Annotated in this window: 22 protein-coding genes; 7 read left to right on the top strand and 15 right to left on the bottom strand. The window is 48.0% G+C overall.

Going from position 1 to position 24,685, the window contains the following annotated elements; genetic code table 11:
- Positions 1-4 precede the first annotated feature (4 nt).
- The 6 genes from ispF to mazG all read right to left on the bottom strand — a co-directional run bounded on the left by ispF (position 5) and on the right by mazG (position 5,840).
- Entirely contained in the window at positions 5-484 is a 480-nt protein-coding gene (ispF, locus tag SHEWMR4_RS05840) for a 2-C-methyl-D-erythritol 2,4-cyclodiphosphate synthase (protein WP_011621907.1), read from the bottom strand.
- A gap of 51 nt (positions 485-535) precedes the next feature.
- The gene (gene ispD, locus SHEWMR4_RS05835) at positions 536-1,285 is read right to left on the bottom strand and encodes a 2-C-methyl-D-erythritol 4-phosphate cytidylyltransferase (RefSeq protein WP_011621906.1); all 750 of its coding nucleotides are present in this window, start codon (positions 1,283-1,285) and stop codon (positions 536-538) included.
- Between the two features lie 10 nt (positions 1,286-1,295).
- A complete protein-coding gene (gene ftsB / locus SHEWMR4_RS05830; RefSeq protein WP_011621905.1) occupies positions 1,296-1,595 on the bottom strand; it encodes a cell division protein FtsB in 300 nt (99 codons plus the stop codon).
- A 100-nt stretch (positions 1,596-1,695) separates the two neighbouring features.
- Complete coding sequence (gene eno / locus SHEWMR4_RS05825; RefSeq protein WP_011621904.1) at positions 1,696-2,991, bottom strand: phosphopyruvate hydratase; 1,296 nt, start codon at positions 2,989-2,991, stop codon at positions 1,696-1,698.
- Positions 2,992-3,204: 213 nt separating this feature from the next.
- Entirely contained in the window at positions 3,205-4,845 is a 1,641-nt protein-coding gene (locus tag SHEWMR4_RS05820) for a CTP synthase (RefSeq protein ID WP_011621903.1), read from the bottom strand.
- A 116-nt stretch (positions 4,846-4,961) separates the two neighbouring features.
- A complete protein-coding gene (gene mazG, locus SHEWMR4_RS05815) occupies positions 4,962-5,840 on the bottom strand; it encodes a nucleoside triphosphate pyrophosphohydrolase (protein WP_011621902.1) in 879 nt (292 codons plus the stop codon).
- 773 nt (positions 5,841-6,613) lie between these two features.
- On the opposite strand from mazG, the gene SHEWMR4_RS20915 reads away from it, so the two are divergent.
- Positions 6,614-7,072: a hypothetical protein gene (locus SHEWMR4_RS20915; protein ID WP_011621901.1), complete on the top strand. Its 459-nt coding sequence runs from the start codon at positions 6,614-6,616 to the stop codon at positions 7,070-7,072.
- A 362-nt stretch (positions 7,073-7,434) separates the two neighbouring features.
- Here the strand turns inward: SHEWMR4_RS20915 and relA are convergent, their stop codons facing one another.
- Both relA and rlmD read right to left on the bottom strand, forming a co-directional pair.
- Entirely contained in the window at positions 7,435-9,642 is a 2,208-nt protein-coding gene (gene relA, locus SHEWMR4_RS05800) for a GTP diphosphokinase (RefSeq protein WP_011621900.1), read from the bottom strand.
- Positions 9,643-9,831: 189 nt separating this feature from the next.
- A complete protein-coding gene (gene rlmD / locus SHEWMR4_RS05795; protein WP_041408998.1) occupies positions 9,832-11,181 on the bottom strand; it encodes a 23S rRNA (uracil(1939)-C(5))-methyltransferase RlmD in 1,350 nt (449 codons plus the stop codon).
- Positions 11,182-11,282: 101 nt separating this feature from the next.
- Here rlmD and barA point away from each other — a divergent pair, with 101 nt between their 5' ends.
- The 3 genes from barA to SHEWMR4_RS05780 all read left to right on the top strand — a co-directional run bounded on the left by barA (position 11,283) and on the right by SHEWMR4_RS05780 (position 14,994).
- Positions 11,283-14,090 carry a two-component sensor histidine kinase BarA gene (barA, locus tag SHEWMR4_RS05790; protein ID WP_011621898.1) on the top strand — a complete coding sequence of 936 codons (2,808 nt, stop codon included), beginning with the start codon at positions 11,283-11,285 and terminating at the stop codon, positions 14,088-14,090.
- Complete coding sequence (locus SHEWMR4_RS05785; RefSeq protein ID WP_011621897.1) at positions 14,065-14,664, top strand: YjaG family protein; 600 nt, start codon at positions 14,065-14,067, stop codon at positions 14,662-14,664. The genes barA and SHEWMR4_RS05785 overlap by 26 nt, the downstream gene beginning before the upstream one ends.
- A gap of 96 nt (positions 14,665-14,760) precedes the next feature.
- The gene (locus SHEWMR4_RS05780) at positions 14,761-14,994 is read left to right on the top strand and encodes a DUF3319 domain-containing protein (RefSeq protein WP_011621896.1); all 234 of its coding nucleotides are present in this window, start codon (positions 14,761-14,763) and stop codon (positions 14,992-14,994) included.
- Positions 14,995-14,999: 5 nt separating this feature from the next.
- Here SHEWMR4_RS05780 and lldR read toward each other — a convergent pair whose 3' ends face one another.
- On the bottom strand, positions 15,000-15,899 hold the full coding sequence (gene lldR, locus SHEWMR4_RS05775; RefSeq protein WP_011621895.1) for a LysR family transcriptional regulator LldR: 900 nt from the start codon (positions 15,897-15,899) through the stop codon (positions 15,000-15,002).
- A 274-nt stretch (positions 15,900-16,173) separates the two neighbouring features.
- On the opposite strand from lldR, the gene SHEWMR4_RS05770 reads away from it, so the two are divergent.
- The 3 genes from SHEWMR4_RS05770 (at position 16,174) to SHEWMR4_RS05760 (ending at position 20,190) form a co-directional block, all read left to right on the top strand.
- Positions 16,174-17,136, top strand: coding sequence for an AEC family transporter (locus SHEWMR4_RS05770; protein ID WP_011621894.1), 963 nt, complete (start codon positions 16,174-16,176; stop codon positions 17,134-17,136).
- Positions 17,137-17,265: 129 nt separating this feature from the next.
- Positions 17,266-18,924 (top strand): DNA repair protein RecN, encoded by a 1,659-nt coding sequence (gene recN / locus SHEWMR4_RS05765; RefSeq protein WP_011621893.1) that lies wholly within the window; start codon positions 17,266-17,268, stop codon positions 18,922-18,924.
- A 390-nt stretch (positions 18,925-19,314) separates the two neighbouring features.
- Entirely contained in the window at positions 19,315-20,190 is an 876-nt protein-coding gene (locus tag SHEWMR4_RS05760; protein WP_011621892.1) for a universal stress protein, read from the top strand.
- A 97-nt stretch (positions 20,191-20,287) separates the two neighbouring features.
- Here SHEWMR4_RS05760 and SHEWMR4_RS05755 read toward each other — a convergent pair whose 3' ends face one another.
- The 6 genes from SHEWMR4_RS05755 to SHEWMR4_RS05730 form a co-directional block, all read right to left on the bottom strand.
- Positions 20,288-20,782: a phosphatidylglycerophosphatase A gene (locus SHEWMR4_RS05755; RefSeq protein WP_011621891.1), complete on the bottom strand. Its 495-nt coding sequence runs from the start codon at positions 20,780-20,782 to the stop codon at positions 20,288-20,290.
- Entirely contained in the window at positions 20,782-21,738 is a 957-nt protein-coding gene (gene thiL, locus SHEWMR4_RS05750) for a thiamine-phosphate kinase (RefSeq protein WP_011621890.1), read from the bottom strand. Before thiL ends, SHEWMR4_RS05755 begins: the two co-directional genes overlap by 1 nt.
- A gap of 78 nt (positions 21,739-21,816) precedes the next feature.
- Entirely contained in the window at positions 21,817-22,221 is a 405-nt protein-coding gene (gene nusB, locus SHEWMR4_RS05745; RefSeq protein ID WP_011621889.1) for a transcription antitermination factor NusB, read from the bottom strand.
- Positions 22,222-22,235: 14 nt separating this feature from the next.
- Positions 22,236-22,712, bottom strand: a complete 477-nt coding sequence (gene ribE, locus SHEWMR4_RS05740) for a 6,7-dimethyl-8-ribityllumazine synthase (protein ID WP_011073313.1) — start codon at positions 22,710-22,712, stop codon at positions 22,236-22,238.
- Positions 22,713-22,852: 140 nt separating this feature from the next.
- The gene (ribBA, locus tag SHEWMR4_RS05735) at positions 22,853-23,956 is read right to left on the bottom strand and encodes a bifunctional 3,4-dihydroxy-2-butanone-4-phosphate synthase/GTP cyclohydrolase II (RefSeq protein ID WP_011621888.1); all 1,104 of its coding nucleotides are present in this window, start codon (positions 23,954-23,956) and stop codon (positions 22,853-22,855) included.
- A gap of 67 nt (positions 23,957-24,023) precedes the next feature.
- On the bottom strand, positions 24,024-24,680 hold the full coding sequence (locus tag SHEWMR4_RS05730) for a riboflavin synthase (protein WP_011621887.1): 657 nt from the start codon (positions 24,678-24,680) through the stop codon (positions 24,024-24,026).
- Positions 24,681-24,685 lie beyond the last annotated feature (5 nt).

Here is a 24,685-nt window from a genome sequence, read left to right as displayed (position 1 = left end):
CAGGCTATTGGCGGCTGAGTAATACGACGGCTTCGACCGCTATGCCTTCTTTACGGCCGGTAAACCCGAGTTTTTCGGTAGTGGTGGCCTTAACGTTGATATCGGCAATGTCAGCATTAAGATCGGCCGCCAGCACTTGGCGCATATCCTCGATATGCGGCGCCATCTTAGGCGCCTGGGCAATGATAGTGACATCCAGATTACCCAGCTCAAATCCCTTCGCCCGCGCTAGCGCATAACAGTGGCGCAGCAAAACGCGACTATCGGCGCCCTTATAAGCGGCATCGGTATCAGGGAAATGTTTACCAATATCCCCTAGGGCCATCGCCCCTAAAATGGCATCGGAAATGGCATGCAGCACCACATCGCCATCGGAATGAGCCACCAGCCCGGTTTCGTAGGGGACTTCGACCCCACATAAAATTAACGGGCGCGCTTCACCAAATTTATGGACATCAAAACCATGGCCGATTCGGATTTTCATTACTTAATTCCTAACGTATTTAATAAATTGCGCAATTCACTCAGCTTGCCTTCAAGCATTTGCGCGCAGTAAAAAGAGCTCTGCCAACTCCAAATCATCGGGATGGGTCACTTTAATGTTATCCGCCCGCCCAGCGACCAAACCAGGGGAAATACCCGCCCACTCCATCGCCGAGGCCTCATCGGTCACGACAGCACCCGCGGCAAGCGCGGCTTTTAAATGTAATCGCAACAAGGAGGTTGGAAATAACTGCGGCGTCAACGCATGCCAGAGATTATCGCGGCAAACGGTCGAGCTAATTTCACCTAAGCTATTGGCGCGCTTCATGGTATCCCGTACAGGCATGGCCAAAATCGCCCCTTGGGGAAAGTGCACCCGCGATGCCAGCAATTTATCTATGTCTTGCGCCGTCAGGCAGGGTCTGGCCGCATCGTGTACTAAGGCCCAACCATTATCAGGCGCCTTATCGAGTGCCGCCAGCACCGAGTCGGCGCGCTCAGAGCCGCCAATGACAGTCACCAGCTTGGGATGCTTGGCCTGCGATAACGCAGCAAACTCGGTATCCTCTGGATGCAGTGCCACAATCACTTGGTTAATTTGAGGATGGGACAATAACTTGTCTAAGGTATGGGCCAGAATGCTTTGCCCCAGCAAGGTTAAATATTGCTTGGGTTTGCCCGCGCCCATGCGGCTGCCAATCCCCGCGGCGGGCACAATCGCGACCACATGGTGCGAGAAAGGATCAATTTGAACTGCAACTTGGGTTTCGACCTGCGGCGCGGCTTCTAATACGGTATCCATAGGCGCTCCGTTACTGCGAGGGACTCGATACTGAACGGTCACCGCCCACCACGCGATAGAAGGTCTCGCCTTCTTTCACCATGCCTAGCTCGTTACGCGCCCGCTCTTCAATCGCTTCGGTACCGCTCTTAAGGTCGATAATTTCCTCTTTAAGCACCTGATTACGCTCATTGAGTTTTGCATTACCATCTTGCTGAGCAGCAATCTGTTTTTGCAGAACAAAGTATTCGGGCAGGCTGTTATCGCCGGACCACAGCCGATATTGCAGCAAACCGAGAAGCACTATGAGTGCAATGACAAAGAATTTCATGGAGGAATTAGCGTCAGTATCTTGAATTAAAAAAATATACTGCAGATAGTACAACAAAAAAGGCCACCAAGTGGTGGCCTTTTTACATCAGACGACTAAATTACGCCTGACCTTTGATTTCTTTCAAACCGCGGTATGGTGCTTTTTCACCTAATTGCTCTTCGATACGCAGCAATTGGTTGTATTTAGCAACACGGTCAGAACGGCACAGTGAACCCGTCTTGATTTGGCCAGCCGCAGTACCTACCGCTAAATCAGCGATAGTAGCGTCTTCAGTTTCACCGCTACGGTGTGAAATCACCGCAGTGTAACCCGCCGCTTTTGCCATACGGATAGCCGCTAAGGTTTCAGTTAATGAACCGATTTGGTTGAACTTGATCAGGATTGAGTTTGCGATGCCGTTCTCGATACCACGGGTTAAGATCTTAGTGTTAGTTACGAATAAATCGTCGCCCACTAATTGGATCTTGTCGCCCATGATCTTAGTTTGGTATGCCCAACCGTCCCAATCTGACTCGTCCAGACCGTCTTCGATAGAGACGATTGGATATTGCTCAGTCAGTGATTTCAGGAAGTCAGAGAAACCGTTTGAATCGAATACTTTGCCTTCGCCAGACAGGTCATATTTACCGTCTTTGTAGAACTCAGAAGCCGCGCAGTCTAATGCCAGAGTCACGTCAGTACCCAGCTTGTAACCTGCTAATTCAACAGCTTCTTTGATTACCGCTAATGCATCAGCATTAGAAGACAGGTTAGGTGCGAAACCACCTTCGTCACCCACAGAAGTGCTTAAACCTTTACCGTGCAGTACTTTTTTCAGGGTGTGGAAAATCTCAGCGCCCATACGTAAAGCTTCGCGGAAGTTTTTCGCGCCAACAGGTTGAACCATGAACTCTTGGATATCAACGTTGTTATCAGCGTGCTCACCACCGTTAAGGATGTTCATCATAGGCACTGGCATAGCGTATTGGCCAGGTGTGCCGTTTAATTCAGCGATGTGAGCGTATAGAGGCATGCCTTTGAATGCTGCAGCCGCTTTAGCCGCCGCTAAAGACACAGCCAGAATCGCGTTAGCGCCTAACTTGTCTTTGTTTTCAGTGCCGTCTAAGTCGATCATAATTTGATCGAGTTCGGCCTGTGCAGTCGCATCTTTACCGATTAACGCAGCACGGATAGGGCCGTTTACGTTAGCCACAGCAGTCAATACACCTTTACCTAAGTAACGGCTCTTGTCGCCATCACGCAGTTCCAGCGCTTCGCGGCTACCAGTAGATGCACCAGATGGCGCAGCCGCCATACCGATAAAACCACCTTCTAAATGCACTTCGGCTTCAACTGTTGGGTTACCACGAGAATCCATAATCTCGCGACCAATCACGTTAATAATCTTAGCCATATTACCCTCGATTTAAGTTTAAAAGAGAAAAGAAAAAACCAATACCAATGGGAATTAACAGATGTAGAGTACGACCAAAATCTTTAAATTCCGTTTACTATTTCCGTCTATACGCATGTCGTTTATACACATGGGTATGAGTTTTGACTCATGATTACGCGGCCTGAGTGTAACAAAAGGCCGGGCCCACTGTCGCGGGTCCGGCCTTAAAATTTATTTCTTCAGATCACGTTTTTGATGTGCACTTGCGGCAGCAACGAAACCTTCGAACAATGGATGACCATCGCGTGGGGTCGAAGTGAATTCTGGGTGGAATTGACCCGCAACAAACCAAGGATGATCTTTCAGCTCAATCATCTCAACCAGTTTACGGTCAGAAGATAAACCACTAAATACTAGACCCGCTTGCTCTAAACGTTCTCTGTACTTGTTGTTCACTTCGTAACGGTGACGGTGACGCTCAACACAAGTGTTACCTTTGTACGCTTGCGCCGCTTTTGAACCTTCAAGCAGGTGACATAACTGTGCCCCTAAACGCATAGTGCCACCTAAATCAGAGGCTTCATGGCGTTGTTCAACGTTACCTTCTTCATCAACCCATTCAGTGATTAAGCCAACCACTGGGAATGGCGTTGCTTTATTGAATTCGGTTGAGTGTGCATCGGCCATGCCTGCAACGTTACGGGCAAATTCAATCAGCGCCACTTGCATACCTAAACAGATACCAAAGTACGGCAGCTCGTTTTCACGGGCATATTTAGCCGCCAGAATCTTACCTTCCACACCGCGCTCACCGAAGCCGCCTGGAACTAAGATACCGTCTAAACCTTGCAGAACTTCATCGCCTTTCGCTTCTACGGTTTGTGAATCGATATACTTGATAGTCACAGATACGCGATTTTTAAGGCCAGCGTGCTTTAATGCTTCGTTGACTGACTTATAGGCGTCTGGCAGTTCGATGTATTTACCTACCATACCAATCACGACTTCGCCGTTTGGATTAGCTTCTTGGTAAATGACGTTTTCCCACTCAGACAAGTCAGCTTCGCGGCATTCTAAGCCAAAACGCTTAACCACTAAGTCATCTAAACCCTGTGAGCGCAGCAGCGCTGGGATCTTGTAGATGCTGTCGACATCTTTTAATGAAATAACCGCACGTTCTTCAACGTTACAGAATAACGAAATCTTCGCACGCTCGTTGGCAGGAATCGCGCGGTCGCCACGGCAGATCAGCACATCTGGTGCAATACCGATAGAACGCAATTCTTTGACTGAATGTTGAGTCGGTTTGGTTTTCACTTCACCCGCTGCGCCAAGGAATGGTACTAAGGTTAAATGCATAAACAGGGTACGATCGCGGCCCAGTTCAACACCTAACTGGCGGATAGACTCAAGGAATGGCAGTGATTCGATATCACCCACAGTACCGCCGATTTCAACGATAGCCACATCGTGACCTTCACCACCTGCAATCACTTTTTCTTTGATCGCGTTAGTGATGTGTGGGATCACCTGAATGGTCGCACCTAAGTAATCACCGCGACGCTCTTTACGCAGTACTTCCTCGTAAATACGACCCGTAGTGAAGTTGTTGCGACGGTTCATCTTAGTGCGGATGAAACGCTCATAGTGGCCAAGGTCAAGGTCTGTTTCTGCGCCGTCCTCAGTCACAAACACTTCACCATGTTGCGTTGGGCTCATGGTACCTGGATCAACGTTAATGTATGGGTCCAGTTTCATGATGGTTACATTGAGACCACGGGCCTCTAAAATTGCGGCTAATGAAGCGGCTGCAATGCCTTTACCTAGTGATGAAACCACACCACCAGTAACGAAGATATACCTTGTAGTCATGCTGAACCTGAGAAAATGAGTTTGAAAATACGTGCTTGTAAGAAAGCACTAGGACGGGGCAGTAGTATACCAAAGGTGTTGCCATTCGACAAACACCAATCCGGATAATTTGCCCTTTATCTTGGCTCGCCCTGTTTAACCTTATCCCAATAGGCATCTAACTCTTCTAAGCTATGTTCTTCTAATGCTTTATTATTTTGTCTTGCAAATGCCTCTACACCTTTAAAACGGCGTTCAAATTTAACATTGGCTTGGCGCAGCGCTTGTTCTGGGTCCACCTTTAAATGACGCGCCAAATTCACCACCGCAAACAATAAGTCGCCCATTTCGGCCTGTACTTTGGCTTGGTCGAGTGTTGGCTGATTCACCTCCGCCAGCACTTCATCAATTTCTTCGTGGATTTTTGCGACAACGGGCTCAAGCTCAGGCCAATCGAACCCGACACGTGCGACCCGCTGCTGAATTTTGATTGAACGGGATAACGCCGGCTGTGCACGCGGAATATCATCAAGCACAGAAACCTCGCTTGGTGAAGTCACCCCAGCCGCCAATGCCTTTTGTTCACGCTCGCTGGCTTTGATTGCTTCCCAATTGGCTTTCATTTGCTGACTACTGGCATCGGCCTCAAACGTGGCTTCGCCAAACACGTGGGGATGACGACGAGTGAGTTTGTCGGTGATTTTATTGACGACGGTGCTGAAATCAAACCTGCCCTGCTCTTTGCCTAGCTGGCAATAAAACACCACTTGGAATAATAAATCCCCCAGCTCATCGGGCAGCTCGTCTAGGGCTAAACGTTCAATAGTGTCGGCCACTTCATAGGCCTCTTCGAGGGTAAAAGGCACTATGGTTTGAAAGGTCTGCGCTTTATCCCAAGGACAACCCGTTTGCGGATCGCGCAGCTTCTCCATAATCTTCAGTAGCGGCGCGACATCGGTTGCAGAAAGTGCTGTTGCTGAAAGCTCAGAAATAGAAGGCGTGGTATGGGAAGTCATGCTGATATCCTTTCAAGATAGTCGACACAAGTGCAGGATGCGTAAACAGGAATACACTCAAGCTGAGTCGCAACTAAGGCTGCAATAATGGCAATAAAGCGCTAATGATAAAGTAGCCAAGCTTAAAGTGCTATTTTGAGTCAGAGATAAGATTTTAGTGAAGAGAATATGCCCCAAAGTGGGTTTCGCAGTTTAAAAGGGGAATAGGCCAAGTAAAGCTCTGCCTATAGAAAAGTTGATGGTTCGACTTAGATGTTATGTATCCCATCTTTTTCGTAGCTTGAATGCTTAATCAAAGTCGTGGGGCTTCACCCCACACCCGACCAAGGAGAACTGCTCGTCCTATCCTCCTTGGATGCTCCAAGACGCCCCTAACGGAGTTGAAAGCCCCTTGTGCTCATTGCCAAATTTGCTATCGCTTCCGAAGGATGCGTCCCTGCACCTGCGAAAGCTAGCTCGCCATCCGTGGCGAGACTCACGCAATTTGTCTACTCGCCCCGCGGCAACTCCGAGGGAAGATGTAATCCTTGGAGTTTTGAGTCGTTAGATAGCGATTAATCAGCAAAAAATAAGCGTAAAAGCATGAGAAAGCTAAAACAATATCAAGTAATTACCAACCAAACTGTATAAAAAACCGCTACCGCAAAAAAGCAAATTCCTATAGCATCATTTATACCAATTGACATGGATGTGGCAGCGGCCAAGTCCAACAAGCGATTTATGCCCTGCAAACAGCGCAGCGCATAAATACTAAGACGTTAAGGTCATAGATAATGCATTACTCGTTTGGCACTAACTCATTTATTAATTACTGGGATTCAGTACAAAGAAAGATTGCAGTATTCCTTACTGATCCGCTTAATGAAGAGCTTGCCGTCGAATGTGCAGGAAAACTCTGGCACTTGTGTGATTGGTATTATGAAGAGTACAAAAACAACCTCCCATATAAACAATTAATTGATTTACAAGGATATGTTGGGAGTGAGTGTCCAAGTCTCCGAGTCATGCGCGATATATGTAATGGTTCAAAACATGCCAGTTTAGATAAAACACGAACTCCAGTTATCCGAAAAGCCCAGGTTCACCAGGGCGCGTTTTCATCTGGATTTAGTCGTGGCTTTGACATTTCCATGCTAGAGGTAGAATTAGTAGATGGTTCAATCGTTGATTTTGATAACGCAGTTAAATTATCCATTGATTATTGGACTGGCAAGTTAAGCCTTAACAAATAAATCAACTTTGCTTCCGCCGGACCCGCTACGCGGGCCGGTTATTTAAAATGTTAGCCCATAGAAATTTTAATTAGAAATTCACTAATTCGAGCTAAAAATATAACTCGGAAATGTCCCAAAGCATGCTGTGTGTCTCTTTGAAACCTACAGCCAACAACGATGCTAGGAAGCTGAGCAATGGTGATTTGCGAGACGACCGTCCGCCCCACGGATGGGGCGGTCGAGCATCCAAGGACGGACTCGCTGCGCGTCGGAGAGCAAATGCCATTGCTCAGAATGGTGAACAGCCTCCCGCCCCCCCAATCTATATCTCTTATCAAAGCTAATTTCGAGGCTAATCGCTTCGAAAGGTATTGCTAACCTTAAAGCCGTCTTGCTTCTATCACGCTATCGACTTGGGAGAGCTTAGATAACACCCGCGATAAGCCATCGAGATTATAAAGCTCTAATTCCAGCTCAATGGCCGCCGTCTGATTCTTAATATCCGATGAGGAACTCATGGCAAGCACATTGGATTTTTCGGCGGCGAGTACCGAGGTCAGATCCCGCAATAAGCCGCTGCGATCATGGGCCAAAACGCGCAGGCGCATGCGATAACCGCCAGAGTAATTTTCGCCCCAAACCACATCGACGCCACGTTCTGGGTGAACGCGCATTAACTCTTTCACCTGTTCACAGTCGGAGCGATGCACCGAAATACCGCGCCCTTTAGTGATAAAGCCTAAAATCTCATCCCCTGGCACAGGCTGGCAGCAACGGGCGATATGGCTGAGTAAGTTACCCACGCCATTCACTTCCACCTGCCCACGGCTATTGGTGCCAGATTTAGGTTGGCTCTTCTTAACTAATTCTTCTACCGCATCTTCTTCGCTCGCCTCATCGAGGCGCAACTTACTTTGAATATGGTTAACGACCTGATGTAAACGCACATCACCGCCGCCGATAGCTGCAAGCAAGTCGTCCATACTCGCCATATTAAAACGCTCAACGGCGATGGCGGCATCTTTGATTTTAAGGCTGACTCGCGCCAGCTCGGCTTCGAGCATTTCTTTGCCAGCGATAATGTTTTTATCGCGGTCCTGCTGCTTAAACCAATGCTGAATTTTCGAGCGCGCCCGCGATGTGCGGATATAACCTAAGTTGGGATTAAGCCAATCACGCTTAGGATTAGGGTGCTTCGAGGTGATGATCTCGATACGCTCACCCGTTTCAACCTGATAAGTAAACGGCACAATGCGGCCATCGACCTTGGCACCGATACACTTATGGCCGACCTGCGAGTGAATATAGTAGGCAAAGTCGAGCACGGTTGAGCCGAGTGGCAAGTCAACGACTTCACCGCTAGGGGTAAAGACATAGACTCTATCCTCAAACACTTGGCTGCGGACTTCTTCAACCAAGTTGCCGCTCTCGACCACGTCTTCCTGCCATTGCAGAATTTTACGCAGCCAATTGATTTTTTCTTCGTAGCCGCTCTGTTTGCCGGAGTGATTACCCTCTTTGTATTTCCAGTGCGCGGCAACCCCCAGCTCTGCATCTTCATGCATATCTTGGGTACGAATTTGAATTTCAACGGTTTTACCTTCAGGCCCCACCACTACGGTATGAATCGATTGATAACCGTTAGGTTTAGGGTTGGCCACGTAGTCGTCGAACTCGCGCGGGATATGGTGCCAAAGAGTGTGCACGACCCCTAAGGCGCCATAGCAGTCCTGCAAACGCTCGGTGACAATCCGCACGGCGCGCACGTCAAACAACTCATCAAACTTGAGGTGTTTGCCCTTCATCTTGCGCCAGATGCTGTAGATATGTTTTGGACGACCATACACCTTAGCGCGGATATGATCCTCATCGAGGCGCTGCTGCAACTGCTCGACAAATTTTTCGATATAGACTTCGCGGTCTAACCGCTTACCGTCGAGCTGTTTCGCAATGTCCTTGTAAGTATCTGGATGCAGATAACGGAAGGAAATATCTTCTAATTCCCACTTTAACTGACCAATCCCCAAACGGTTAGCGAGCGGTGCATAGATATCGGCAATTTCGCGGGCAAGCAAGACGCGGGTTTCTTCGTCGGCATTTTTCACGGCGCGCAGCAAACAAACACGCTCGGCCAGTTTAATCACCACGGCGCGTACGTCTTCGACCATCGCCAGTAACATGCGGCGGATATTGTCGATTTGCGGCTCGGTTGAGCGGCTATTGGGATTAATTTTTAACGCACCAATGGCATCCATGGTCACAACGCTGGCGACTAACCGCGCGAGGGACTCGCCAAATTTTTCTTTGATTGCTTCTTCGTTTAATAAACCGGCATCAAACACCACAAACAGGATAGCCGCTTGCAGCGTCTCGATATCCATATTCAGCGGCGCGAGGATTTCAATCATCTCGCGGGCACGTTCGAGCAGTTCTCTTTTCGCGGCAGGACTCTTAGCGGGTAAGGCTTCGACCTGTGCAATCAGGGTGAGTAAGGTTTGCGCCTCCTCGACATGACTGACATAGCGAGCCACCCAATCTTCAAGATGAAAATCGGGATCATTAAAGTGCGCTTCGCGAACAGAGACCATCTAATTTATTTCCTTATTCGTGCTCAGAGAAAAGTGGCACCACCTCGGCACTCCTATCTTCAGCATTGGCACGGACTTGTCAAACCCAACGAGACGAAACTTCACATTTTTTACGTTATTCAAACGCTTTGCTTACTTTACACTCGAATAACGCGGGCAAGTGAAGAAACCTTGCCCAACCGATAAGCTTTATTTTGCAAGCTCAAACAACGCCATGGCTTCGATATGATGTGTCTGCGGGAACATATCGATTAAACCTAACTTTTGTAACTTGTAGCCACGTTCAAGTAACACCGCACTGTCGCGGGCCAAGCTCGCCGGATTACAAGACACATACACTACTTGGCGAGGTTTCATCTTCTTAAGCCATTGCAAACTCTCAAACGCCCCCGCGCGGGCAGGATCGAGTAGCAACTTATCAATCTTGCCCATCCAAGGCTCGCAGGATAAATCGGCACTTAAATCGCCATGGTAAAAGGTTAAATTGCTTAAGCCATTTGCCGCCGCGTTTTCACGGGCTTGGCTAACCATATCTGGCACCCCTTCAACCCCAATCACTTCGGCGCCCAGTTTAGCTAATGGCAAACTGAAATTCCCCATACCACAGAAGAGATCGAGAATTCGCTCACCCGGCTGCGGCGCTAACCAGTCTAACGCCTGCGCCACCATGGCCTTGTTAATTTGCGCATTCACTTGCACAAAGTTACCCGGGGTGAAGGTGAGGCTCACAGGCGTTGCACCAGCTTTATCATCGAGCAACTGGTAAACGGGCAATAACAGCGTGCCATTCACCCCATGGAACTCGCCGTTGTTGTCTTGCAAACAAATATGGATTTGATGATGTTCGGCAAACTGCGCAAGCTTAGCCATGTCCTTATCATTTAAGGATTTAGTGATCCGAATTACCGCAAAATGGCCGTTGTCGGCATCAATCAACTCTAAATGCCCAAGACTCGATTTGGCCGCCAATTGATTAAGCAACTTAGCAAACGGGGCAATTAAATCCGATAAGGGTTTCGCCAAGACTAAACAGCTATCAATAGGCACGACTTGGTTGCTGCTCGAGGCACGAAACCCTAGGCTCAACTGCTTGGTATTTTTATCAAATAGGGTCGCAAGGCGGGCACGGCGACGATAGTGCCACCCCTCACCCGTCAAGGCGGGCACTGAGTTGCCTTCGGCGCCAGCAAATTTAGCCATAATATCAACCAAGGCCGCAGACTTATGCTCGCGTTGCCCAGCTAATGACATATGCTGTAAATCGCAGCCGCCACAGCTTTGGTAATGTGGGCATAGCGGCGTGACTCGCTCAGCGCTCGGCGTCTCGACTTTAATTAGCTTGGCTCGGGCATAGTTTTTCTTTTGTTCGGTCAGCTGCGCCTGCACGGTTTCGCTGGGCAAGGCGCCGGGGATAAATACGACTTTTCCCTGATGTTGTGCTATACCTGCCCCTAGATGATCGAGCTGGTGCACGCTAAAGGACTGCTTCGCGGACAATTGCTTGGAACTATTTGGTTTTGCTTTAAAAAATTGTGCCATTTCGGCCTCTAAATCAATAAAAAACTGGTAAAGACCGCCCATTTTCTGGCAGTCTTATAAAATCATATCGTCCCTAGAATTTAGGAAACTGCGCTGCGGCTATGAACCCTGTCAACAACATGACCAAATACAGCTTACGTTCCTGGGTTCTGGTGCTAGCGCTTGCGCCGACGATCTTAGTCGGTATTCTGCTGGGCAGCTACTTTACCATAAATCGCTTCTATGAACTCGAAGATACGCTGATTGAACAGGGCAGCAATATTATCGAACCTTTAGCAATTGCCAGTGAAGTGGGACTCGTGGGCAATGACAGGGAAGCGACCAAACGACTCCTTGCCGCCGCGCAACTCAATAAGTCCACACTCGTCAAATCCATCGCCATTTTTGACATTCAAAATCAACTCTTTGTCACATCGCATTACCACAAAGACTTCGAAATCATGCGCTATAAAGAGGCGCTGAGTAATCTGCACAAAACCGAAATCGAGCATGTAGGCGATAGCCTTATCCTTCGAACGCCGATTTTTGCTACCGCCCCTCCGGCGCCGGGCGCGACCATCAATTTTGATATTCAAACCGATAACGGCGAGTTGCTCGGCTATATTTCGGTGATTATCAATAAAGAACGCGCGCTGCTCGAACAGCACAGGGCCGCCGTGGCCGCCTTTATTATCGTCTTGATTGGGGTGCAATTAAACCTGTTGTTTACCTTTCGTCTGGTTAAAAACGTTACCCAGCCGATTACCGAAATGGTGCGAGTGGTGGCCAAAATTCGCGAGGGTAAACTCGATGCGAGGCTCGAAGGTAATCTTATCGGTGAGCTGGATTTGCTTAAACGCGGTATTAACGCCATGGCGGGTTCGCTATCGGAATATCACGATGAGATGCAGCAAAATATCGATCAGGCCACCTCGGATCTGCGGGAAACCTTAGAGCAGATTGAGATCCAAAACGTCGAGCTCGACTTAGCCAAAAAACGCGCGCTGGAGGCCAGCCGCATTAAGTCGGAGTTCTTGGCGAACATGTCCCACGAACTGCGCACGCCATTAAACGGCGTGATAGGCTTTGCCCGTCAGCTCGTTAAAACCCCGTTGCACTCGAGCCAAGTCGATTACATTAATACCATCGAGCGCAGCGCGACTAACCTACTGGCGATTATCAACGATATTCTCGACTTCTCGAAACTCGAAGCCGGTAAAATGGTGTTAGAAAAAATGCCATTCGGCTTAAGGGAAACCTTAGGTGAGACGATTACCTTAATCTCCGGCAGCGCGCAGGCGAAAGGGCTTGAGTTAGTTGTCGATATTGCACCCAACGTCCCCGACAATGTTAATGGCGATGCGATGCGTGTTTGTCAGATTATCAATAACTTAGTAGGCAATGCCATCAAGTTTACCGATTCGGGCAGCGTGTTAGTCAAATTAGAGCTACAAAATCAAACCGACGAACAAGTGGTACTGCGCTGTGATGTAATTGATACCGGGATTGGGATTGACGACAGCCAGCAGGACTTCCTCTTCCAAGCCTTTGGTCAAGCGGACTCCTCGATTTCTCGCCGCTTTGGCGGCACAGGGCTGGGGCTCGTTATCACTAAGCGCCTAGTCAATCAAATGGGCGGCCAAATTGGCTTTACCTCGGCGGTGGATAAGGGTTCAAACTTCTGGTTCACCCTGCCATTGGGCCTAGGTCAATTCCAGATCGGCGATTCGCTACCCCTTGAAAAACTCAAAGATAAAACCGTGCTGTTTTATGAGCCCAGAGTGCTCACCCATTCGGTGATTAGTCGCCAACTAAAACAGTGGGATACCAAAGTTACCCACCATCAACACATTCCGAGCTTACTCACGACGCTCTCAACCACTGAGCATCAGTTCGATTATGTGTTATTGAGCTGCCATGGATTTAGCAATCCCAATCAATTAGTCAGCACCTTAAACCAAGCCAAGACCAAGACGGATTGCTTAATTGTACTGTTCGATTGCCAAGAGCAGGAAGTGCTAAGCCAGTTTATTCGCCCCAATGCCGATGTAGTGTTGTCACTGCCAGTAAGCGAGCACCAACTGGCGCGCAATATGCTCTATCCACCGATGGAATATGATATTTCACCACCTGCCAGCATCACAGTGCCCGCCGCGCGCCAATCACTGACCGTATTGGCGGTGGACGATAACTTTGCCAATTTAAAACTGATTGATACGCTGCTTAGTGAGTTAGTGACGACAGTTATCGCCGTTAACAGCGGTGAAGAAGCCGTGAAACAAGCCAAGGGCCGCACCTTTGACCTTATCTTTATGGATATTCAGATGCCAGGCACCGACGGGATCAGCGCCACTAAGCAAATCCGTCAAGGGTCGATGAACCGCAACACGCCAATTATAGCCGTGACGGCCCATGCGATAGCCGAGGAGCGTGAGCTGATTTTAGGCTGTGGTATGGATGGCTATTTGCCCAAGCCCATAGATGAAGCCGCCCTCAAAGCGGAGATAAACCGCTGGATCACCCGGCCCAAGTTTACCCACTTCGATTTACATACCCTCAACTGGGATTTGTGTCTCACCCAAGCCAACCATAAGTCGGATTTGGCGTTAGATATGTTGCGTATGCTGTTGGACTCGCTGCCCCAAACCGTCTTGGCAATCGAGACGGCGCTGGGTCAGGACGATCAGGACACTATGCTCACAACTATCCACAAACTTCATGGTGCCAGTTGCTATTGCGGAGTGCCAACGACACAGCGATTATGCCAAGAGATTGAATCGGCATTGAAACGTGATGCCCGTGTCGAAGATCTCGAACCGGAAATACTAGAGTTACTTGATGAGCTAACTAAGGTAGAATCGGCGGCAAAACAAGTGCTATCACAGCTATCAGCGGAAATTACAGATGACCAAAAAAACGGGCTTCTTTAAGCGTTTAAAGGCGCTAGAACTACCACAGAAAAAACTCTTTGCCATTGCCCTTTGCCAACGAATGTTACCTAATTATCAATTGTTTTCAGAGGTTTGCGAATTTGGTGATCCTGTGGTATTAAGCACTGTGCTCGAGCTTCTTTGGCAATCCCAGTACGACAACAAGCTTAAATTCAACATCGATGTGCATCTGCAGCGCTTAGAAGATAACACCCCTGAACCCGCCGATTTTGATAGCTATGGTGTATATCCAGCGATGGATGCTGTAGTAGCCCTCTCAACACTGCTTGGGGCGATTCAAACCAACCTTGAGGAAGATATAACTAATATCAGCAAGTTATCCTCAAGCACTGTGGCAAACTACATTGAAACCATCAGCGATGTGGATTTAACCGATGATGCCTTAGATGACTACGTCTTCGCCCATGAAGTGATGGAAGAAGAGCGTGAGTTGCAAAATACGCTGCTGGAAATCATCGAAGAAAATCCTAAGATCACCGCAGAGTTAGTGAAAGGTTTGCGCAAAGAGATCATCGAAGCGGGTGTATCGAATATCGGTATTAGCGTCGCGTAAGTGAGTCCTGCTACCTAAGAGTGGTTCGCTATTAGGTAGCATCCTGACTACGGGATTCCACCTCAAGAATAGGATTAAGCCAAGCATCCATTCAATATGAAAAAACTCGTTTATCAAGGATTTATCTTAACCAATAGCGAAGGTCGCACCGATACCTGGAAACTCACCATAGGTCAGCAAAGCCGTATTGGTTCCTTGTTTGAACTGCGCCGTTTAGTCAATTACTACCTTGAGCTGGGTATCTTGCCAGCCACCCGCGCCAGCCTGCAAGAGGCGAAACAGACCCAAAACTCCATGAGTAAAAATCCGCTAAAACCTCGCAAACGCTAACAGGCTTACGCCATCGAGAACAGCTCAGGCGCCTTAGACTGCATAAACTCGATAAACACCCTGACCTTCTGCGGCTGCTGACTCCGTTGGTGATACAGAATCGATATTCTGCGCTGCTCACCTATCCATTCCGGCAGCAACACTTTTAACTGACCATCTTTAATCTGTTGTTTTACAAATAATTCTGGGCCATAGAGAATGCCGCCGTGGTCGAGTGTCGCCTGAATCGCACCGTGAAGATCCGTAAGCGTGAGTTTTGTCGGACCATTAAAATAGAACGACTCGCCATTGGGGTGCTTTAAATGCCAATTAAACAGTGGCCAAACCTTAATTAACTGGTGGGCTTCGAGGTCATCGGGATGGGTTAACTTTGGCGCAGTGGCTAAATATTCCGGCGTGGCAAACAGGCGATAATCGAGTTCACCTAAGGTGCTCGACACCCAAGAGGAATCAGGCTGCGCGCCGCCCACAATCGCCACATCGATCCCTTTATCGATTAAATCCACTAACTCATTACTTTGTGAGATATGTAAGCGAATATCGGGATATAAACGCCCAAATTCGTTCAATGCGCGGATAAAGATGATAGAAATAATCGAAATCGGCGCCGCAATCCGCAATGTCCCTTCGGGCTTATCGCTACCAATGCCACTGAGTTCATCAAATTGGGCAATGACGCTCTGATAACGTTGGAATAATGCTAAGCCTTCTTCGGTTAACCGCAGTTTACGGGTGCTACGCATAAACAACTGCTTATCAAGCTTTTCCTCAAGTTTGGCCAGCTTACGGCTCACGGTGGCGATGGGCATATCGAGTTCTTTAGCCGCCAGAGAAAAACTCCCCGCATTCACTAAATGCACAAACAGATAAATTAATTGCAGCTCGCCGCCTACATCATCAGCCATTCTCAATCCCAATTGTGTATGTGAGTGCTTGCATCCATAACGCGCACTACCTCATTGTGTTTTAAACGTAGAATTATTCACTTCTACGACCATAGCGCAATAGCCTCCAGGGGGAATGCTATGCTATTTTGCCGATAAATTTACTGCGCTAGCGCCGATTATAGTCAATTACCTGAGATAAAATGCCCTGATGACCTCCTCTTGGTCACTTGTGAGTTTTAAGGGCAATAAGGTCATCTCGCGGGAAAAAAATACAAAAGGATGAGTGAGGGACATGACCATTTTAACCCCTCTGTTTGCCGTCTTTGGGATCATGCTGCTGGGCACTCTGGTGCAAAAACTGCGCTTTCTCCCAGTAGAAACAGACCAAGTACTCAATCAATATGTTTACTATATTGCGTTTCCTGCCATCTTATTGATAGCACTCGCGCAGCAGCCCATTGAAGAGATCCTACAGTGGGGATTTATCGCCGGGTACAGCGCAGGTATGTTGGTGATTTACCTCGTTTGTATCGGCATCTCCCTGCTGGTGAATCCTAAACAGTCTGCGATAGCCGCCGTGCGCGCCTTAAATGCTACCTTTGGTAATACCGCATTTATCGGTATTCCACTCCTTGTCATCTTATTCCCCCAACAACAAAGCGCCTTAGTTGCCGCTGCGATTGCCAGTTTATTGTCCGTACTCATGTTTGCCGTGGCCTTGGTCTCGCTAGAACTCGCCACCAATAAACAGCGGCAACATCACGCCGCGGTGATCATGCTGCTAGCCGTGGTGAAAAACCCGATTGTGATAGGTTGTTTTATTGGCGTGGCCATTTCGGCATTAGGGATAACCTTGCCAGCAGGCTTGGCAATGATGATCCAGCAGATAGGCAATACGTCCAGCCCCTGCGCCCTCTTTGCCGTCGGCATGGTACTAGCTAAAGCCATGCGCTATCAAAAAGATAGCAAGGTATTTAGCCTGACAAACTTTATCGAACTGAGCCTTATCAACCTGTTTAAACTCATCCTGCAACCCGCCTTGGTTTACTTCATGTTAAAAGGCGTAGGTGTCACGGGCGACTATCTCGTTATGGGCGTCATTCTTAGTGCCTTGCCCACGGCGGCAAGCGTCTATCTGTTGGCGCAGCGCTATAACACTCAGGCCTCCACCAGTGCTCAAGGGATACTCTTTGGCACTATAGTGACCTTTTTCAGCTTACCCATTCTGGAGCAGATCGTTAAAACCTATTCATAAACAAATAATTAGGCTTTAGGTTATCGCGACATGTCGAATATTCACCCAAAGCCACTTTACTGTATATAAATTCAGTATATACTGTTTATCAATACAGTGATTTGGTAAGTTTTTCGACAGGAACTCACTATGCTTTGCCAACTCAGCATCAACAATTTCGCTATCGTACGTTTCCTTGAACTGGACTTTCGCCCCGGAATGACCAGCATTACCGGTGAGACTGGCGCGGGAAAATCCATCGCCATTGACGCACTAGGCTTATGCCTAGGTAACCGTGCCGATGCCAGCAGTGTTCGCCCTGGCGCGAGCAAAACCGAAGTCAGTGCCCGATTTTCCTTAGAGGATGTACCTCTTGCAAAACGTTGGCTCGAAGATAACGATCTCGAACTCGATGATGAGTGTATTCTACGGCGAACCATTGGTAGTGACGGCCGCTCACGCGCCTATATCAATGGCAATCCCGTCCCTTTGACTCAGTTAAAATTACTGGGGCAATTGCTTGTGGGGATCCATGGCCAACACGCCCACCATGCAATGTTAAAGAGTGAGCATCAGCTCACCTTACTCGATAGCTACGCCAATCACAGGCTGTTGATAGATACAGTGGCGGCAAGCTATCAGCGCTGTAAACAAATTGAAGCCGAACTCAAACAATTAGAAGCCTCCCAGCAGGAACGTATCGCCCGTAAACAGCTGGTGCAATATCAAGTTGAAGAGTTAGATGAGTTTGATCTCAAGGTTGGTGAATTTGAAGAGATTGAACAGGAACATAAGCGCCTCGCAAATGGCACAGAGCTGGTTGATAGCTGCCAAGCCAGCCTGTTTTTACTCACTGATGGCGAAGAGAGCAATATCGAATCACTGCTGAACAAAGTCGTCGGCCTTGCCGAGAATCTGCAAAGCTATGACCCCGCTTTAACCAATGTCAGCACTATGCTGAACGAAGCGCTTATTCAAGTACAAGAAAGTGCTGGCGAATTGCAGCACTACCTGAGTAAACTCGAACTCGATCCGGCGCATTTTGCCTATTTAGAGGAAAGGCTCTCTAAAGCCATGCAACTGGCCCGTAAGCACCATGTCAGCCCTGATAAATTAGCCGAGCATCATCTCGCCCTCAGAGCCGAACTCACGACCCTAGATCATGATGAAAATAAGCTAGAAGATATTCAACGCCAAGTGGAAGCCAGTAAAGTGGCCTACCTCGCTAACGCGCAAAAGCTAAGTCAAAGCCGCGCCCGTTATGCGAAAGAGCTGGACAAGCTGGTGACTCAATCCATCCATGAGCTCAACATGCCTAAGGGAAAGTTCACCATTGAAGTGAATTTCAATCCAGAAATCATGTCGATGAACGGCAGCGATAACATAGAGTTTATGGTTACCACCAACCCAGGCCAGCCATTACAACCTATATCAAGGGTTGCCTCAGGCGGCGAATTGTCACGTATTGGCTTAGGTATCCAAGTCATTACCGCGAAGAAGGTTGCTACCCCTACCCTGATTTTCGACGAGGTGGATGTTGGGATCTCAGGCCCCACAGCAGCCGTCGTTGGACGCATGCTGCGTAGCCTTGGCGAGTCGACCCAAGTTCTGTGTGTGACCCACTTACCTCAAGTTGCTGGTAACGGCCATCAACATATGTTTGTGAATAAATTCAACAAGGCCGGAAGCACTGAAACCACTATGATGCCTTTAGATAGGGAGCAACGTATCCAAGAGCTCGCCAGATTACTCGGTGGCGATACGATTACGACGAATACCTTAGCCAATGCCAGGGAGTTATTACAGTAGTCGCCAGACCAAACTGTAAATTCAGGCTTACACATAAATAAGGCTCTAGCAGAGCCTTATTTATGACTTAGGATGGAAGACTGAAATGCTAACAAACTAAAAGCATTAAGATTTTACATTTAATAATTAAAAATTATATTCAACTCGCAATGAAGCTATACGCTTTATCAAAACCTACTATTAGCAAATATATTTGCATATCAACTGAAGTGATTATAAAAAAATAATCGAAAGCCCTCTGTAAGCTCATTGTAATTAACTGAAATTTAAAATTTAATTTCCATTAGATTATTATTAGCTAGATTGCAAATTTATTAGCGATATTTAATATTTTCGAATGAGTCCTGCTCTCCTAGACTTAATTACCTCTCAGGTCAATAGGAGTTGAACATGCCTTTCCAGCATATTCTCGCTGCGGTTGATGATTCCGTTCCACCTAATGCCGTGCTCAAAAAGTCCGTTGTCTTGGCAAGAAAATGCCAAGCATCTTTGACTGTTCTCAAGGTCAAACGAACTCATAACTTTAATCTAAACCTTTTATTTCATAGAGATAAATCCAACCTCATGTCCGATGACAGGCGAAAGCCCATCTTGGCTTATCCCGATAAACAATATCCAATCCAAATAAAAGAATGCTTATCCCACTCAATACACAATGCTATTGTCAATGAATGTAACCAGTCAGATTATGATCTCATCATAGTGAGTCATAAATTCTATCCACCCTTTTTCAATGAATTTTTAATTGCAGATGAATGGCAATTGTTACGATTACCCCATATTCCCGTGATGTTTGTAGATCTTGAAGATTGGCATGAGAACGGCCACGTACTCACAGCACTAGAACTCGACAATGAAAACATCACTCATCTTGAGTTTAATGAAACCCTGATAGAAGAAAGCAAACGGATTGCCAGCCTGCTCTCGAACGATCTGCACTTAATTAATAGCTATTTACCCGATCCCTTCTATATGAGCTTTAATCATCAGCCGCAAGAGCAAGTCTCCGAGCGAGAAAAATATAAGGCGAGACTTACGACGGTAGCGCGACAGCACAATCTCAATACACATAATCTACACATCGAAGAAGGCTTACCCGAAGATACGATTTCCAATGAGGCCCGTAGACTCAACGTCAATATGCTGGTGATGGGCAGCGCCGAACGCAAAGGCATGTTGAGCGCATTCAAAGGCAATGCGGCGCGAAATATTATTAACAAGCTACGAACCGATCTCTTTATTGTCAAACCGCGACATCCGCACTAATCACTAAGCGCTAATCACTCTCCACTCAACAATCTCGCAAATAAAAACAGCCTTTAGAATTCACTAAAGGCTGCTTGATTACCACAAATCGGTTTCGTTAATGGATAAAAGCCGCTAGGGCCTGAACACCAATAAGCGCGAAAATGCCTGCTAATACATCGTCGATCATAATCCCAAAGCCACCTTCGACCTTGGCATCGAGCCAACGGATTGGCCAAGGCTTGATAATGTCAAAGAAACGAAACAGCACAAAACCAACGACTAACCAGAGCACTCCAGCAGGCGCCGCAATCATAGTGATTAACAGGCCTGCGACCTCATCCCATACAATCGCGCCATGGTCATGCACGCCCATGTCTTTAGCCGCCTTATCGCAGATATAAATCCCCGCGAACACGCACACTAAGGTCACAGCTAAATACCAAGCCAAGGGCAATTGAGCCAACAGCAAATACAGAGGAATCGCCGCCAAAGTGCCAAAGGTGCCAGGTGCCTTAGCCGCTAAACCACTGCCAAAGCCTAATGCTAAAAAATGGATTGGATTTTTAAGAGACAGGCGCGACAGCGCCTGATCTTGGGATAACAACTTCATTAAAAGTGCTCAAAACCATGATATGGCGGCGTAAACGGCTCACCATTGAGTTGCAACTTAAGTTTACTGCCCGCACAAATTTGTCCAACCCGCACAAACTTAGTCCCCGCGTGGCTCAGTGCAGTTTCTAACGCACCTTTTTGCGCCTCTGGCACGGTAAAGAGCAGCTCATAATCCTCGCCCCCCGTTAGCGCATAACCTAAGGCATGCTCTTCGCTCACGGTATCCTGCATGGCGCGGGACAACGGAATCAAGCCTACATCCACAACCGCGCCTACCTGCGATGCTTTGAGGATATGGCCAATGTCCGAAATAAAACCGTCGGATAAGTCGATGGCGCTGGATGCTAAAGACCGTAACGACTGACCCGCTAACACTCGAGGTGTTGGACGATAATGGCGATTGATTAGGAACTCTTTATGCTCCGCACGCGCATGCTGCACGCCACGGATCAAATCCAGCCCTAATGCTGAATCGCCGAGCGTACCGGTCACATAAATCCAGTCACCCGCTTTTGCACCGTGACGAGTCAATGCCTTACCCTGCGGCACTTGTCCATGCACGGTAATGTTAATGGCTCTAGGGCCGCGGGTGGTATCGCCGCCAATGAGGGCAATACCATAGTATTCAGCCGCTTCGAAGAGTCCCTCACTAAACCCACTCAGCCAGGCTTCGTTAACCTCTGGTAAGGTAAGCGCAAGCGTCATCCACGCAGGCTCTGCCCCCATGGCGGCTAAATCTGAAAGATTCACTGCTAAGGCTTTGTAACCTAAGGCTTGAGGGGGAATATCGGGGAAGAAGTGAACGTTTTCGACTAAGGTATCGCAGGAGATGGCGATCGACTTGTTTTCGGCGGGCTGCACTAGGGCGCAATCGTCGCCAATACTCAGTTTGACATCACGGCGCGTGGGGCCGCGGTGATTGAAATAACATTCAATAAGTTGGAATTCTTTCACTGTACAGTTTGGCGCGACTCACATCGGCCACCTTTGTTAGCAATGAAAAACGGTATCCTAAGATACCGTTTGTCCTTATTACTTACGTGCAACCAGTTTGTCGAGTAATCCATTAACAAACTTATGGCTTTCATCCGCACCGAAAGCTTTAGCCAGTTCAATCGCCTCGTTAATCGCGACTTTAAATGGCACATCTTTACGGAAAGTCAGCTCATAGGCAGCTAAGCGAACTATGGCCTTCTCCACTGGCGACACCTCATCAATGGGGCGGTCCAAGTGTGGAATGAACAACTCATCCAGTTGGGTTTTCTTAGTTGCTACGCCTGCAAATAGCTCACGAAAATAAGCTACGTCTACACCATCGAGACTCTGTTCAGTTAAAAACTCATGCTCGACATCGGCAATATTATTCCCGCTTAGTTGCCATGAATAGATGGCTTGTACGGCTAAACGGCGGGCCTTGCGGCGCTCAGAAGGCTTCATTATTTTTCCTACTATTACAACTGTTGTTCTAGCTGCTGCAGAACATTGACCATTTCTAGCAAGCTAAGTGCAGCTTCGCCGCCCTTGTTACCCGCTTTAGTACCTGAACGCTCAATGGCTTGTTCAATGGTATCTGTAGTCAATACACCGAAAGCAACGGGCAGATCGAACTCTAATGCGATTTGAGCTAGACCTTTGTTACATTCACCTGCAACAAAATCGAAATGAGGGGTACCACCACGGATCACAGCACCGAGTGCGATGATACCGTCAAACTTACCACTTGCGGCAACACGACGTGCAGCCAGCGGTAACTCAACCGCACCAGGTACACGGACGACAGTGATGTTTTCGTCACTGACTTGGCCAAAACGTTTCAGCGTGTCAAGTGCACCTTCAAGCAGGCTCTCAACTAAAAAGCTGTTAAAACGCGAAATTACAATCGCAACTTTGGCATTCTTCGCTTCGATATTACCTTGAACTACGTTCATTTTCTTACCTAATTTAGCTAAAGCACCCGGCTCTGGGCGAAAAGTGGCGACATGATATCACAGTCAATCGCCCACAGCCCTATGCAAATTATACAAATAATTAATTTTACCTTAGTACAACGTCAGACAGGCTTAGCCCGTTACTCCGCCACGTACTCGGTCACTTCAAGACCAAAACCTGAGAGTGAATGATAACGCTTAGGCGAACTTAAGAGTCGCATTTTAGTTACCCCAAGGCTGGCCAGAATTTGTGAGCCTACACCTACACGGCGCGAAGTGCCTTGCCATTTTGCAGAGGCTGGCGCTTGACCTTGATCTTCAGCTTCAAAGGCTTTGACTTTAGAGAGGATTTCACAAGGATGCTCTTGATTGCCCAGCAACACCAACACACCACCTTCGGCAGAAATGCGTTCCATAGCTTTTTCAAGCGGCCAGCTGCGCTGCTGATCGCGCTCTGAGTGGAGTAAATCGTTGAAGGTATTTTGTAAGTGTACGCGCACTAAACAATCTGGCTTCACCTCGCCCTTCACTAAGGCAAAGTGTAGTTGATTGTCGATAGTGTCCCTAAAGGTCACCATGTCGAACTCGCCAAAGCGGGTCGGCAGTTTACATTTAGCTTCGCGCACGACTGTGGTTTCTTTGGTGTTGCGGTATTCGATAAGCGCCGCAATAGTGCCGATTTTAATCCCATGTAATTCAGAGAAAATCTCTAAATCAGGGCGACGAGCCATAGTGCCGTCTTCATTGAGGATCTCAACAATCACCCCCGATGGCTCAAGCCCTGCTAAACGGGCTAAATCACAACCCGCTTCAGTGTGACCTGCGCGGGTTAACACGCCGCCGTCCTGCGCCATTAATGGGAAGATATGACCCGGCTGAACTAAATCCGATGCCTTGGCATCTTTAGCCACGGCTGCTTTTACCGTTACGGCGCGATCGTGGGCCGAAATCCCAGTGGTTACGCCTTCTGCCGCTTCAATCGATACCGTAAAGTTAGTCGAGAACTGCGCATTGTTATTAGTCACCATCAAGGGCAGGTTTAACTGCTGGCAACGGGCTTTAGTCATCGTTTGACAGATGAGTCCACGACCGTATTTCGCCATAAAGTTAATCGCTTCAGGCGTGACCAGCTCGGCCGCCATAATCAGGTCGCCTTCGTTTTCTCTGTCTTCGTCATCCATCAAAATAACCATTTTGCCTTGACGAATATCCTCGATGATCTCTTCTATACTGTGCAGCGCCATTGTAGGACCTTTATGATTTTACTGTTGTTATGAAATTCTATACCTAAGTGAGCTAAGTGCCAGTGCCCTAACGCACAAAGCCAGCACGGGCTAACATTTCCATGGTCACCCCGCCGCCTTGGGTTTCTTTAGTATCAAAGCGCATTAAACGCTCTAAATAGCGGGCGATTAAATCCACTTCAATATTTACCTTATCGCCGGCTTTCAAATCTACCAACGTGGTTTCACCCGCTGTATGGGGCACTATGGTTAATCGGAAACGGTGTCCATCGACTTCGTTTACCGTCAGGCTCACGCCATCGATGGTGATAGAACCTTTATGAGCAATATACCGAGCCAGCTCCGCAGGCGCCGCTAACCAAAATTCGATTGCTTGACCACGAGCAAGACGCTGCTCTACGGTGGCAATGCCATCCACATGGCCGCTGACCATATGCCCGCCGAGGCGAGTTGTCGGGGTAACGGCTTTTTCAAGATTAACCTTAGTGCCGACTTTATAGTTAGCAAAGCCTGTGAGACTGACAGTTTCAGCCGACACATCCGCCACATAGCCATCGGCTAATTGCTGAACCACAGTCAAACACACACCATTGGTGGCGATACTGTCGCCTAAACGCACATCGCTTAAATCCAGTTTGCCACTGGCGACCGTCAAACGAATATCATCGCCTTTACGTTCAAGCTTTCGCAGCGTGCCAACGGCCTCAATAATCCCAGTAAACATGGTTA

Origin of the sequence: Shewanella sp. MR-4 (assembly GCF_000014685.1) — a bacterium.
Classification (GTDB): domain Bacteria; phylum Pseudomonadota; class Gammaproteobacteria; order Enterobacterales; family Shewanellaceae; genus Shewanella.
This window is presented reverse-complemented; position numbering and strand designations above follow the sequence as displayed.